The sequence below is a fragment of the Marinomonas alcarazii genome, assembly GCF_003208215.1.
Taxonomy (GTDB): domain Bacteria; phylum Pseudomonadota; class Gammaproteobacteria; order Pseudomonadales; family Marinomonadaceae; genus Marinomonas; species Marinomonas alcarazii.
On record NZ_QKLW01000002.1, the window covers coordinates 563,671 to 577,658 of the forward strand.

13 protein-coding genes are annotated in these 13,988 nt (G+C 44.8%); 4 read left to right on the plus strand and 9 right to left on the minus strand.

The window, feature by feature from the left end:
- Both DFP75_RS07515 and DFP75_RS07520 read right to left on the minus strand, forming a co-directional pair.
- A partial coding sequence (locus DFP75_RS07515; RefSeq protein WP_245927003.1) for an IS91 family transposase occupies window positions 1-988 on the minus strand: 988 nt, incomplete at its 3' end.
- Complete coding sequence (locus DFP75_RS07520) at window positions 985-1,836, minus strand: tyrosine-type recombinase/integrase (RefSeq protein WP_110573847.1); 852 nt, start codon at window positions 1,834-1,836, stop codon at window positions 985-987. The genes DFP75_RS07515 and DFP75_RS07520, both read right to left, overlap by 4 nt.
- A gap of 544 nt (window positions 1,837-2,380) precedes the next feature.
- Between DFP75_RS07520 and DFP75_RS18400 the strand changes: the two genes are divergently transcribed.
- Complete coding sequence (locus DFP75_RS18400) at window positions 2,381-2,548, plus strand: hypothetical protein (RefSeq protein WP_181417006.1); 168 nt, start codon at window positions 2,381-2,383, stop codon at window positions 2,546-2,548.
- 559 nt (window positions 2,549-3,107) lie between these two features.
- Here DFP75_RS18400 and DFP75_RS07525 read toward each other — a convergent pair.
- From DFP75_RS07525 to arfB, 6 genes are all read right to left on the minus strand, one after another.
- A complete protein-coding gene (locus DFP75_RS07525; RefSeq protein WP_110573849.1) occupies window positions 3,108-4,775 on the minus strand; it encodes an amino acid ABC transporter ATP-binding/permease protein in 1,668 nt (555 codons plus the stop codon).
- On the minus strand, window positions 4,735-6,513 hold the full coding sequence (gene cydD, locus DFP75_RS07530; RefSeq protein ID WP_110573851.1) for a thiol reductant ABC exporter subunit CydD: 1,779 nt from the start codon (window positions 6,511-6,513) through the stop codon (window positions 4,735-4,737). The genes DFP75_RS07525 and cydD overlap by 41 nt, the downstream gene beginning before the upstream one ends.
- 5 nt (window positions 6,514-6,518) lie before the next feature.
- Window positions 6,519-6,629 carry a cytochrome bd-I oxidase subunit CydX gene (gene cydX / locus DFP75_RS07535; protein ID WP_110573853.1) on the minus strand — a complete coding sequence of 37 codons (111 nt, stop codon included), beginning with the start codon at window positions 6,627-6,629 and terminating at the stop codon, window positions 6,519-6,521.
- A 64-nt stretch (window positions 6,630-6,693) separates the two neighbouring features.
- Entirely contained in the window at window positions 6,694-7,830 is a 1,137-nt protein-coding gene (cydB, locus tag DFP75_RS07540) for a cytochrome d ubiquinol oxidase subunit II (RefSeq protein ID WP_110573855.1), read from the minus strand.
- Between the two features lies 1 nt (window position 7,831).
- Entirely contained in the window at window positions 7,832-9,406 is a 1,575-nt protein-coding gene (locus DFP75_RS07545) for a cytochrome ubiquinol oxidase subunit I (protein WP_110573857.1), read from the minus strand.
- Window positions 9,407-9,693: 287 nt separating this feature from the next.
- Window positions 9,694-10,107, minus strand: coding sequence for an alternative ribosome rescue aminoacyl-tRNA hydrolase ArfB (arfB, locus tag DFP75_RS07550; protein WP_110573859.1), 414 nt, complete (start codon window positions 10,105-10,107; stop codon window positions 9,694-9,696).
- A 140-nt stretch (window positions 10,108-10,247) separates the two neighbouring features.
- On the opposite strand from arfB, the gene hisA reads away from it, so the two are divergent.
- Together hisA and DFP75_RS07560 are read left to right on the plus strand one after the other, a co-directional pair.
- A complete protein-coding gene (gene hisA, locus DFP75_RS07555; RefSeq protein ID WP_110573861.1) occupies window positions 10,248-11,009 on the plus strand; it encodes a phosphoribosylformimino-5-aminoimidazole carboxamide ribotide isomerase in 762 nt (253 codons plus the stop codon).
- A 113-nt stretch (window positions 11,010-11,122) separates the two neighbouring features.
- Window positions 11,123-11,914 (plus strand): hypothetical protein, encoded by a 792-nt coding sequence (locus tag DFP75_RS07560; protein WP_110573863.1) that lies wholly within the window; start codon window positions 11,123-11,125, stop codon window positions 11,912-11,914.
- Window positions 11,915-12,002: 88 nt separating this feature from the next.
- On the opposite strand, the gene DFP75_RS07565 is transcribed toward DFP75_RS07560, so the two are convergent.
- Window positions 12,003-12,473 carry a hypothetical protein gene (locus DFP75_RS07565; protein ID WP_110573865.1) on the minus strand — a complete coding sequence of 157 codons (471 nt, stop codon included), beginning with the start codon at window positions 12,471-12,473 and terminating at the stop codon, window positions 12,003-12,005.
- Between the two features lie 156 nt (window positions 12,474-12,629).
- Here DFP75_RS07565 and DFP75_RS07570 point away from each other — a divergent pair, with 156 nt between their 5' ends.
- Complete coding sequence (locus DFP75_RS07570; protein ID WP_110573867.1) at window positions 12,630-13,979, plus strand: sigma-54 interaction domain-containing protein; 1,350 nt, start codon at window positions 12,630-12,632, stop codon at window positions 13,977-13,979.
- The last annotated feature ends 9 nt before the right edge of the window (window positions 13,980-13,988 follow it).

Sequence of the window (13,988 nt, forward strand, 5' to 3'; positions counted from 1 at the left end):
TTCGTGGCTCGTACATGTCTAATTGCTTGTCTACCCGCCTCTTTACTTTCGCTCTTATTGCATTGGACAAACAGCCATAATGCCGGATGCGCATAAAACCCCTTGGTAATACATGGAGTAAAAAGCGCCTTACCAGTTCTTGTGGCGTGAGTGTTAAAAGCGACTGCTTGCCAGAACGATAGTCTCGATATTGAAGGCTGATTTTATTGTTATTCCACACTTGGAAACGATTGTTAGATAAGGCAATACGGTGACTGTAACGCGCTAAGTAACTGACTAAGGATGAGCGATACTCAAGCGCTGATTTACAATAGACCACCCAAGGCTTTTGCATTAAAACATTCAGTAGCCGACTCACTTCCGTTTGGGATAACGCTGGCAGTAGCCCTTCGCTAAAAGCGGCTCTTAGTTGACTGACCATGGCACCTCTAAAACGATTTGATAACAGCTTTACTGGAAGAAAATAGTGTTTCCTCAGACTATGCCAGCCTTGATCTCTATACACTCCAGAAGGAACCAAGGCATGAAGATGAACATGTCGCACCAATGTTTGGCCCCATGTATGCAAGACTGCTGTCATACCTGCCCGTCCTTTGTGTTTTCGTTGACTTAACTCATTCAGCGCTCGCCAGGCAGCATGAAACAAGGCGTCATAAATGACTCGATCGTGTTTGGCTATCCAAGCGTTTAGCTCATGAGGCAGCGTAAAAACCAAGTGAAAATATGGTACTGGCAAACATCGTTCTTCCTGTCTCAATAACCATTGTTCGCTTGCTTTCTTTTGGCACTGAGGGCAATGCCTATCTCGACAGCTATGATGCCAAAACCAATGATGACCACAGCCATGACATTGATATTTGCCCGTGCCCATGCGCTCGGTTCGACAGTCTTCTATATGATGCAGCACTTGCCATTGTCTCGCATTGGCGTGTATCTGTTGTTGTTCGTGACAATAATGAATCACGCTCGCTAGGCTTACCCCACTCATGACGGACACCAGTCGGATGGCAATAAATCTTCGCTATCCCGTCTCTTTAGATCCATCATTGCGATCCATTGCAGATAACGAAACGTGGTTTGTATCTGCTTATGCCCTAATAAGGCTTGCAGCCGTGGTAACGGCATTCCAGCTAACAGTTGATGACAAGCAAACGCATGGCGCAGGCTATGAAAACGAATGCTCTTTTGAATCCCTGCTCGTTTCGCGGCTTCTTTCGTTTCTAATCGAAGGTATTTACTATGCAGAGGGCGGTGCTTATCCAATCCATAAATCACCACATCGCAAGGTTCGTATCGCTGCCAATAAGCACCTAACACCTGTTGTAAGCTTTGTGGAAACAAAACATAGCGATCTTGCTGCCCCTTCCCCTGCCTTACCTTGACGCAGTGATGGGTAAGGTCTAAATCATCGACTCGCAGCGCATTAATCTCACTGATTCTCACCCCTGTTGTATAAGCCAACACCATGGCGACATACACTTTTGGATGCTGACAGCATCTGATCATCGCTTGCACTTCATCTGGATAGAGCAAGTCGGGGATTTTCTGAGATTTATTAGGATGAGGAAGTGATACCGATGGCATCTCTTTGTTAGCGACTTTTCGGTATAGAAAGTTCAGAGCATGTAACGCTTGACGGCAACTTGACCAGCTCCATCCTCGTTCTCTAATTAGATACAACAAATATTGCTGGATATCGGTTTGGTTAAGCTGATCAGGAGGTAAACGAAAGTAGCGTGCCACTTCTGTCAGCTGATATAAGTAGGCTTTTTGAGTGGATAGAGAAAAACCCTCTAGGGTCATCTGATCTATCACCTGTTTGCGTAAAGGGGTCATGACTTAATCCTCCATTGTTGATTGGAAAATTAAGTGTGGTTCTAATTGAGGAAATTGGGGAATTCAAAGACCGCTCCGCGAAGCGGCTTAGTTCAACATTTTAATAGTGCGCATGCGCGTTTATACATATTTAAAACCTTCTTAACATCACTATAAGCAACTGACTTTAAAGCCATTAATAGAGATACCAACAAAATTCAAAACTGGAAAAACGAGCATGCGTGTTATTTACTTTATCCACAGCGCGTTATTTCGTCTGCCGATATTCTTATCCATTGATACTAAAAGACTTTCTTACTTCCTACCAGTACAAAACGCGCTCAACTGGTTTATTTAAAATGGCTAAACGCGCAAGAACGTTCACTATAAAAAATAAACTGTATATACAGACATAAAATACAGTTTTTTATTAGCTCTGAATCCGTTGTTTGTAGGGCTAAAGCCGCGACAATGAAAGCTCCGCTTTCAATCGGCACATTACGCTGCGCTCATGATGCCCTACCCTAGACCATAAGAGTTTGATTCCCGCCTTCTCGGGAATGACTTGTCTCAATTTTTTTTCCGCTCTAGAAGTCAGTTCGACGCAACGAAGTTGCGCGACTTTATGGAGTTTCAGAGTCATCAACAGAAAGACTCTCTCGAACAGCAAAACCAATCCATGCCTTACGATAAAAGTCGTGTTGCTAAACGCTACCTTAAACAAAGTGAATGAGACGTTTGGGCGATAGCCCGATAAAGAGACCTTTTGGTTACTTTTGCGGATCTGGGCAAAAGTTACCCGCTCAGCAGAGCGGAAAAAAGGTTGAGAATACAAAGCGTTTGAATGGAAACCAAAGAAGAGAACAACCCCACCCTAACCCTCACCTTGGAAGACATAAGGGGAGGGAATTTAATACCCAAGAAGTCAGTTCGACGCGACGAAGTTGCGCGACTTTATGGAGTTTCAGAGTCCGTTAAAAATTCCCTTCCTAGCACCCGCAAAAACAATCCATGCCTTACGATAAAAGTCGTGTTGCTAAACGCAACATAGACAAAGTAAATGAGACGTTTGGGCGATAGCCCGATGAAGCGACCTTTTGGTTACTTTTGTGTCGCTAGACAAAAGTTACCCGCTCAGCAGAGCGGAAAAAACCTGCAGCTAAAAGCAATTTAGAGGAAACAAATTCATTTGAAGACCCAAAGAACAACCCCACCCTAGCCCTCCCCTTGGAAGACATAAGGGGAGGGAAAAAGAGCTTTCGTCCCCTTGAAGAAAGGGGAGGGAAAAAGAGCTACAGTTCTATGACTCTCGCGTTGTCGCCGAGGCGACTTCCAACATGACTGACGAGGATTAGGATATCTGGTTTGTAGTCGTTTTGAAGCGAGTGACAAATGGTTTCTATGGTGGCTTTGTCTAGTCCGTCGAATGGTTCGTCTAGCAACAAGACTGGGGACTTTCTGAGTAATAGGCGCGCTAACGCGAGGCGTTTACGCTGTCCACCAGATAGGTTGCGGCCTTGTGCGCTGAGTAAGGTTTCTAAGCCGTTTGGTAGGCTGCGTGCCCAATCCCCCAAAGCCACGGCGTCTAAAACCGCCCAGAGTTCGTCGTCGCTGGCGTTGGTTTTACCAAGCAGTAAGTTGGCAGCGATGCTCTGTTGGAAAACATAAGGCGCTTGCGGTAAGTAGCTTAACTTGGCTTGGTAAGATGGGTTGCAGTAGATCTGGTGTTTTTCATTATTAATAAAGGCGTCGCCAGAAGATAGACAATCACCCGCGATAGAGGCAAGTAATGTGGATTTTCCTGAGCCACTTGTGCCTCGAATCCAAACAAATTCACCATGATTCACTTTAATGTCTGTAGCTGGGCTGCCCAGACCACTAGGAGCATGATAACCGCGCCATTGTTTGAATAGCAGCTGCTCGATCTGTGGGATCGGCTTTTCTACGATTGCTTCAGGTTGATGATGAAGTTGGTTGAGTCGACGTAAGCCAACTTGTGACTGTCCCTGTGCAACAAAAGATTGTACCAGTGGCAAGACCAGTTCATTGATGGCTAATATGGAAAGCACAAAGCCCACAATCCAAGTGCCCTGCACTGTGGTTATTAATGTCCATTTTCCTGTTTCTACATTAAAGCTGCTAACTAAATAAATACAGCTTACCAGTAATAAAATAGTGACAATGTAAGACAACAAACGCCCCAAACTTACGGCTTGCTGAATACGTATTTCCATACGACGCTGGCGTTCATCCAATTCGCATAGACGTTGCGCGTAATCTTCCCAGTGTCCACGGATGGTCAGAGTTATCAAAGCAGAAAACAAGCTGATAAAACGACTGCGGCGATGTACGCCTAATATTTGCCCAACGTGCACCTCGTGGCTCGCAAAGCGACCACACACATAAGGCACGACCAAAACATGCAACAAGGCAGCAATAGATAACGGCCACAAAAGTACAGGTGAAATAAAGTAAGCAAAAATAGAGACGGCTACATAAGCCAATAACGCATAAACCCAAGGTAAAAAGACGACTAAAGGCCAACGAATAATTTGATCAAGGTCGCTGACTAAGCGCTGTAGCAAATCCCCTCGGCTTTGTTGATGCAGGTTCGAAGCGTCTTTAGCCACGCGCTGATCCCAAACCCAAAGGCGCAAAATCCGCAGTAATCCCAGTAAGTGGTTGTGTGCGGTAACCTGTTCGCCATAACGCCCTGCGGTTCTTAGAATCGCAAGCCCTCGAACAATGGCGCCGGGGGTGAGATAGTTAAAGAAGATTCCCACGCCCATGGCAGTTGCCAACCCAGCAGCGGAAATAAACCAACCCGAAAGCCCTAATAACCCAACGCCCGCTAAGGTCGCGGCGATGCCGGTTAACAGGGGAATAACAAAGCCCCAAGGGTTTGCTAATAAAAGGCGCTTAAGCGATAGCTTGGCGGTTTTCTTTACGTGACTGCTCATGCAAACCTCCTTTTGTTAGCGTCCAATGTTTGTCAGCCCATAAAATCGGGTGAGTATCGTGACTGACGATCAATAATGTTTTTCCTTTGGATGCGGTTTTAACTGTATTGAGTACCGCTTGTGCTGTGTCGTTATCCAAACCGGAACAAGGTTCATCGAGCAGCCACATATCGGCTTTTGACAATAAAGCTCGGGCAATAGAAAGACGCTGCATTTGCCCACCTGACAGTCCAGCACCTAGCTCGGTAAGTGTCGTTTCTAGCCCTGCTGGTAGCGCTTGAATAAAGTCATCACATTGGCTTTCTCGCAGTGCTGCATTTATCTCGTCTTCGCTCGGGGTTTGAATCCCGAGCAATAAATTACGACGAATGCTGCCGTTTACCCATTCAGGCGTTTGTGGCAACCAAGCAAGTTTGGCTCGCCAAGAGGCGAGATCCAGTTCACTAAACGGCAAGTTATTGATAAGAAACGTCCCTTCGTAGCTGTCTTCAAACCCTAATAAGAGGTGCAGCAAACTGGATTTACCAACACCTGATTCACCACTTAACCAGACCCGTTCCCCTTGGCGAATTGTCCCGGTAATTGGTGCAAGTCGATAACGTCCCTCTTCACACCAGCTTAGGTTTTCAAACTGTATGGATGTCAGTTGATCAGCGATGGCAGAATTTTTCGCTTGCGTGGTACAAGAAGGTTCACTTTGTTGCGAAGCAGCGTTATGCAAAGGCGCGTCTAAAATTTCTAATAAGTCTGTCGCGGCGGCTTCGGCTTTTTGTTTCGCATGGTAGTCATTACCAAGCTGACGTAGCGGCAAATAAAATTCCGGCGCAAGCAACAAAAGAAACATAGCTTGCGTCAAGGTAACGGGGGAGCTGCCCACTTGCCATGGTAAGATTTCTAATAAGCCAAGCCCTAAATACAAGGCAATCATGGCAATGGATAAGGACGCAAATAGCTCAAGAGTAGCAGTCGATAAAAACGCTAATACCAAAACCCCCATGGTTGTCTTTTGGTATGAAGTAGCACTGTCGGACAAACGCTCGCGCGCTTCATCGGTTCTATTCAGGCGTTTTAATTCAGACAAGCCTTGGCTTAAGTCCATGAATTGATTAGACAACATGGCCAGTACATTAAACTGACGACGGTTGGCTTGTGCTGCTTTGTGGCCCACAAAGATCATGAAGATAATCACCAATGGGGCTGTCATCATGAAAACAAAGAAGGCGATCCATGAAATAGACACAACGGAAAGCAGGATCACACAAGGGATTAGGGTCACCATAAACACTTGAGGTTTATAGCGACTAAAGAAATCGTCTAACGCGTCTACTTGTTCGTAAACACGAGTAGAGAGTGCCGCATCTTCTTCTATTCTGAGGCGCGCTGGCCCAAGGTTTGTAAGGTGCGACACCAATTTACTGCGCAAGCCATAACGAATATCACGACTTGCGCTCGTGCAAATACGTTCTCGGCCAAAGTTCGCCAAGGCGCGTATTAATAGAGCAAATAAACCAATAACGAAAAGAGAAAGAGAAAAAGACTGGTGCAACGCCATGCCTGAAAACACATTAGCGAATGCCCAAGCCTGAAGCACCAAAGACACGGCAAACAACACACCAAAGCCTTGAGCAAGACGGTACTTTGATGACTGCTGATTCGCTAACTGGCCTAAAAACACGGTTTCCGGTGTTTTCATTCGACCAGTTCGACGGGCCTTTTGTGTTCCCTTTTCTCGCGTCATAAAGCTTACTTCTGCTCCTCTTCACCTTCGTAGCCGCTAAATTCTAACCATACGGCATTAACAATACCGAACGAACAGGCTAACAACACGCCTAGAACCCAAGCAAAATACCACATAACTTATTCCTCTATTTATTGCTAGAAGACAGAGCTCAAAGTGCTCTATCTTCTATATCAATGACTAGTAAAGTGAATGATTGTTTTCTTCGATGTGCTTCTTAGTCAGACGACCATACATCACAAAGTAGTTCCATAACGTGTAACCCAGAACAATCGGTACGAAGATACAAGCCACCACAAACATGATCATCATGGTGTTTTCACTTGAAGTCGCATCCCACATGGTCAAACTCATGTTTGGAAAACTTGAAGACGGCATCAAGAATGGGAACATTGACCCACCCGCTGTAACAATAATGCCAGCAATGCCCAGTGATGAACTCAAGAAAGACAAAGCGCCTTTTCTCATAACACTCGCCACAGCAGCCACTAACATACCAACAATACCAACAATCGGAGCCAACATAAGTGCAGGCACTTTGTCGTAGTTTGCTAACCATGCGCCAGGTTGAACTTCTGCTGTTTTCATCAAAGGTGTTACCACTGCATTGCCATCGATAGCGCTGGTCAAAACATAACCATCAATACCGTAAGCCAACCACACACCCGCTAAGATGAACAACACAGCCGCTAAGGCACCTGTGACTGCAGTGATACGACTGGCTTTTTCAAGTAGCGCATCGTCTGTCTTCATTTGTAACCAAGCACCGCCTTGCGTCATTAGCATTAACAAGCTTACCAAACCACAAAGAATCGCAAATGGGTTTAGCAGAGCAAAGAAAGAACCGGTGTAAGTGGCACGCATATATTGATCAAATTCGAACGGCACGCCTTGTAATAAGTTACCAAACGCTACACCGAAAATGATTGGCGGAACCGCTGAACCAAAAGTGATCCCCCAGTCCCAGCTTGTACGCCATTTGGTATTTTCTAGTTTTGAACGGTAGTCAAAGCCGATTGGACGGAAGAACAACGCGGCCAATACCAACAACATTGCAAAGTAAAAGCCAGAGAACGCTGTCGCGTACACCACAGGCCAAGCGGCAAATAACGCACCGCCTGCTGTAATAAACCAAACTTGGTTGCCGTCCCAATGAGGGGCAATCGAGTTGATCATGATACGGCGTTCAGAATCCGTACCACCGATCACTTTAAGCAGACTGCCTACGCCCATATCAAAGCCATCAGTCACAGCGAAACCGATCAGTAATACGCCGATCAATACCCACCAAATCACTTTTAATAATTCGTAATCCATCTTACACCCCTTGTTTTAGCTGAGCCGTTTCTTGTTCAAGTGCGTAACGCCCAGTATGCAAGCTAGAAGGGCCTTGTTTCGCAAAGCGAATCATTAAGTACATCTCAGCAATTAGGAACGCTGTGTAAAGAAGCCCGAAGCCTGCAAGGCTGATCCAGATCTCTGTTGCTGTTAAGCTAGAGACCGCAACATGAACCGGTAATATTTCACCAATAGCCCAAGGCTGACGACCGTATTCCGCAACAAACCAACCTGCTTCATTGGCAATCCAAGGAAGTGGCAAACAGATTACGATAAATTTCAGGAACAAAGGGCTTTGACCAATGCGACGACGCGCGTTTTGGTAAAAAGCAGCAGCGAAGACAAACAGCATTACGAAGCCACAGCCGACCATGATGCGGAATGCAAAGAACAATGGCGCAACCTGCGGTATAGAGTATTCAACCGCTTGATCGATCTCTTCAGATGTCACTTTGTTCATGTCTTCGTTGAATGCTGTTACCAACAAACCGTAACCAAGATCGTCTTTTACTTTGTCGAAGTTTTCTTTCACTAATGGATCGGTAGAACCATTACGTAGTTTTTCAAGCAGCTGGTTTGCATATATACCATTGATAATACGTTGGCGGTTATGCTCTTTCAGCTCTTTGATACCTTCTACTTCTTTGTCTAGAGAACGGGTCGCAATCAAGCCCATTAGACCAGGAATCTTGATGGCAAATTCGGTTTCTTGAAGCTCTTGGTTTGGGAAGCCGATCAGCGTGAAGTCAGCAGGCGCAGCCTGTGTTTCCCACTCTGCTTCTACCGCAGCCAATTTTACTTTTTGCACTTCACCAAGCTCGTAACCAGACTCGTCGCCTAGCAAGATAACACTTAGGATAGACGCCAAACCAAACGCAGAAGCGATGGCGAAAGAGCGACGAGCAAACGCAAGGTCACGGCCTTTCAATAAGTAGTAGCTTGAAATAACAAGAACAAACATCGCCCCTGTTGTGTAGCCTGCTGATACTGTGTGAACAAATTTTACTTGGGCTACTGGGTTAAGCAGCAAAGCACCGAAGTCCACCAATTCCATTCTCATGGTTTCGTAGTTGAACTCAGACCCTACTGGGTTCTGCATCCAACCATTGGCAATCAATATCCACAAAGCTGATAAGTTAGAACCTAGCGCAACACCCCAAGTCACCATTAAATGCTTCACTTTACTTAGGCGATCCCAGCCAAAGAAAAATAAACCAACCAATGTGGACTCAAGGAAGAAAGCCATCAAGCCTTCAATGGCCAAAGGCGCGCCAAAAATATCACCAACATAATGAGAGTAGTAAGACCAGTTTGTTCCGAACTGGAACTCCATTGTCAAACCCGTTGTTACACCCAGCGCAAAGTTAATACCAAATAACTTTCCCCAGAACTTCACCATGTCTTTGTAGACTTGCTTACCAGTAATTACATAGACAGACTCCATGATTGCCAATAAGAACGCCATCCCTAGTGTTAAAGGGACAAACAAATAGTGGTACAGAGCAGTGAAAGCAAACTGAAATCGCGATAAATCCACTACAGCTTCGTTAATCATATAGCTTCAACCCATTCATTTGATTGAGAAAAAAAGGCGATCGCAGACACTTTGCTTTACGCGGTGCTCTTATTATCCAACGCCCACCGAAGCCTTAAAAAATTTCAAGGCTTACTATAAGGCCAGATTATGAGTGCTGTTTTGATTTGAAACATTGCGTTAGATCAAGATAAAGAGAGTGAAAGGAATAAGTAGTAAAAAAGATGACAAAAACAAAAAAAATGACAAATTTGGAGTAACGAAAACACGAAAGGCAGAGGCATTATTGCAGTCAAGCGACCAAGTGATTAATCCCAATTACTGCGTCGCAAGCTTTTGATCTGGCCTTTTTGCTTTTTCTGATCCACTCGCTTTTTCTGTGAAGAGCGTGTTGGCTTGGTCGGTCTACGTGCTTTTTGTACACGAACCGCTTCAAGAATAAGCGCTTTAAGTCTTGCTAACGCGTCTTCTCGATTCAACTCCTGAGTGCGGTGTTGTTGTGCCTTAAGTACAATATCGCCCTCTTTCGTTAATCGAGAGTCGTTTAATGCCAACAAACGCTCTTTATAAAATTCAGGCAGCGACGATGCCGCCACATTAAATCTTAGATGGATAGCGGAAGAGACTTTATTGACGTTTTGACCACCAGCCCCTTGTGCTCGGATAGCGGTTAATTCTATTTCGTGATCTGGGATGGCAACGGCGCGAGTGATTTGCAGCATAAGATTGCTTAATTCTATCTAAATATCTATTTTAATTGCCCATTGTAACAGGCTTAAGAAGTGTTTGCTTTGGCGCATCGTTTCTCTGTACATTATCGGTTACAATCGCTGACTAATTTGAGACCTAATAGGAGTTTTTTGTGACCCAGTTCCGTCCTTGTATCGATCTACACCAAGGCAAGGTTAAGCAAATCATAGGAGGCAGTCTGAATGACAAAGGCGCCACTGAAAACTTTATCAGCGAATTTAACGCCGAACATTATGCCCTCATGTACAAAGAACATAACTTACTTGGCGGCCACGTTATTGCTTTAGGCAAAGGCAACCAAGAAGAAGCGCTGAGCGCATTACGTGCCTACCCGAACGGTTTACAATTTGGCGGAGGCGTTACCAGCAGTAATGCAGCAAGCTATCTAGAAGCTGGCGCTTCTCACGTTATTGTCACCTCGTATTTGTTTGAAAATGGTGAGTTCTCCTGGGACCGATTAGATAAAATCAAACGCGAAACGGGTACAGATAGACTGGTTTTAGATTTAAGCTGTCGCCGCACTAAAGACGGCTGGTACATTGCCACAGATCGCTGGCAAACTATTACGTCTACTCAAGTAAACCATGAAAACCTCATTGAATTAGCCAATCATTGTGACGAATTTCTAATTCACGCAGCCGATGTAGAAGGTTTGCAAGCGGGCATTGACGAAGATTTGGTTCGACTGCTTGGTCAAGGCTGCCCAGTGGCCGTGACCTACGCTGGCGGGGCTCGCTCTTTATCTGACCTTAAACGGGTCTGTGAATTGTCCTCAGGAAACGTTGATTTGACCATTGGTAGTGCCTTAGATATTTTCGGCGGACAAGGCGTTACACTGGACGAATGCATCCTGTGGAATCAATCTCAGCAATAAACTCACGTAAGAGGCAAGTATTTTGCTTGTCTCTTACGCTTTTCTCGACATAACCCCCGCCATACCTCATACTTAGTGGCCTATTTTTTCGCCTTTAATCTCAGGATTAGTTAATGCTTATACTTCGTTCTGGCCTTTTACTTGCGACGCTCTTACTTAGCGCCTGCTCGATGCCAATTTTTCAAGATTTACCGTCCTCCAAAACAGAGAATGTCGACCCAAGCGCATCCAACAACACGCCAGTAGACTCTGCGCAATCTACAGATGACACACCTATTTCATCGACGGCTGACAATACATCAAGCGAAAGCACATCAACCCCAGTTAATAAGGTGAGTGCGACTGATAATTTGACTCAGCAGCTTAGAACTCAACAAGCATTGGCTAAAGCCAATTATGCTGAGCTAACCAATCGCATGGGGAAAGCACCACAATTGCCAAGCATAGCTAATGTGAGCGGCTTGTCATCTCAACAGATAAATGACGCAACCCAACAGTTGCGCTCTTATGTGAGCAAAACGAACTCTACCCTAGCGTCTTTGAATGCACGTGTTGAAGATCGCCAAAAAGTGGCATTAAACGGAGATATCATTCGGATTTTCTTATCTGAAGCGACCGTTAGCCATGATAACCAATCATTTAAAGCTCAACCTTTGGTCGGTCAATGGATTCGAGGTGAAAGCAGAGCCATTCGTTTAAAAGACAATATTTTGTTTGAGGCTCCAAAATCAGAAGACCTAAACATCACCTTCTCTGAAACCTATCAGTTGATCGTTAATAACAAGGTTATTGCGACAATCAACCCTAACAGAGAAAAGAATGATGCGAACTTTACCGTTCCTACCCATGACAACAAAGGCTCTATAGTTGGCAAGCTAGACTTTAGAGTGGTAGAGGACGAATAGACGATCTATCTAAAAAAATGGCCTAACTGTCACCACAGTTAGGCCATTTTTCGTTGGGCGGCATGCAATGCCCATAACCAGCACTCGACTAAATTACCTTAGCATTGCTTCGCCATTGCTTCACCGTATCCAATCCCCTACGTAAATAGACCAAATAGTCTGCGATGACATTGGCAAAGACCTTGTCACCTAGTTGTCGTAGTAATACCTCAATTCTTTTTAGACTCCGCTCGTTTATCACCATCACAAGACTCAGAAGGCTCTGTCCTGTCGCCGCACCAAGTGCTGTCAAATACTCACGGCTGATATGGCCCGCCTCTTGGGTCATCATCTTTGAGTCTTCCAGCACATTACCAACAAAAGACAGCAAGCGATCAGCCAAGCGGCGAAACAAATAAGACAGCTTTTTAAAGCCATGCTTATCAATCGTGTTATCAACCCGTTCTGACAACGTCGCGTTGGCAAAAAAGCCATCAAAACACATAGAGATCATGTCATAAATCAACCCTGTGTCTTTATCAGACAGTGACCTTGTCGCTAAATCTCTATTGTTTATCACTATTGGCTCCTTTCAAAAAAGGGTGAGCTTTGTGCAAATACCGCTGATTAATTCCGTGTTTCATGAAAAGTCATGGGCTGCCCTCTTTGATCACCAGTAGCCCTATGATTTTATGAGCATACAAATTTGCACTCTATTCATTCAGGGAAAACGATAATGTCTTTACCAAAGCTTTTTTTGCATGTTCAAGATCCATTATTGGCTTCAGACCTGCTAGCGCTAAAAGGCGTTCAACAATATGAATTGAACGTCAGCTATCAAGAAGAATGCTGGCTGCAACAACTTGCCATTAGCCAATGTGATGTCGCCATTATTGAAGTGAGCTCTGCTGATAGCGACTCACTACAAGGGCTAGTTGATCATCCACTGCTTTCTCAAACCGAGTTTCTTTTTTTCAGTAAAGGTGAACCTGCACCTATGCTGGATCAGCTTATTCAAAAAGGCGCTGGTTTTCACTACCGAGCGCCATTCAATGTTAAGTCCGTTGAATCTTCACTTAACGAAGTTTTCAACGAGCTGAGTGTGCCGCAGCAATACGATAACCCCCAAGCCAGCTATCTAGATCAATTTGGCCTATTGGTCGGGTCTTCATCTGCTATGCACTCTCTTTACCGCACCATTCGCAAAGTCGCTAACACAAACACCAACGCATTTATTATTGGTGAAAGCGGCACAGGTAAAGAACTTATTGCTAATACTCTGCATGTAGTAAGTCACCGTGCAGACGGTCCATTTGTTGCGATAAACTGCGGCGCACTAAGTCCAGAACTGATTGATAGCGAACTGTTTGGTCACGTTAAAGGTGCTTTCACAGGCGCTCATAAGGATCACCAAGGTGTATTTGAACAAGCTGAAGGTGGCACATTGTTTTTGGATGAAGTCACTGAAATGCCTTTTGAGTATCAAGTAAAACTACTACGAGTCCTTGAAAGTGGTGAATACAAACCGGTTGGCGCTCAACAAGTCAAAAAAACCAACGTTCGAATTGTCGCCGCAACCAATCGCATATTGAGCGATGCCATCCGTGATGATGTCTTCCGTGAAGATCTGTATTTTCGCCTTGCGCAATTCCCTATTATGTCGCCACCTTTAAGAGAAAGAGAAGGTGACGCCTGCGGTCTGGCACAACACTTTTTGGCTTACCGAAACGCTCAAGATGGTCAACAAAAGCAACTTTCCGCCTCCAGTCTCGAAAAAATCAGCCAATATTCTTGGCCAGGTAATGTCCGCGAATTAAAACACGCTATCGAGCGCGCTTATATTTTGGCAGACCAAACCATTCTCCCAGAACACCTAATTACAAATGCGCTTAATGACCAAGCTGAAAACAGTAAAACATCCGGCATTCCTATTGGAATGCGCCTTGATGACATCGAAAAAATTGCCATCTTAAAAACACTCAAAAATAACGATGGCAACCGGACTGATACAGCCAATCAACTTGGTATTAGCATCAAAACGCTCTATAACAAGTTAGATAAATACGAATACGTTCAAGAATTGTAAGTATCTGAC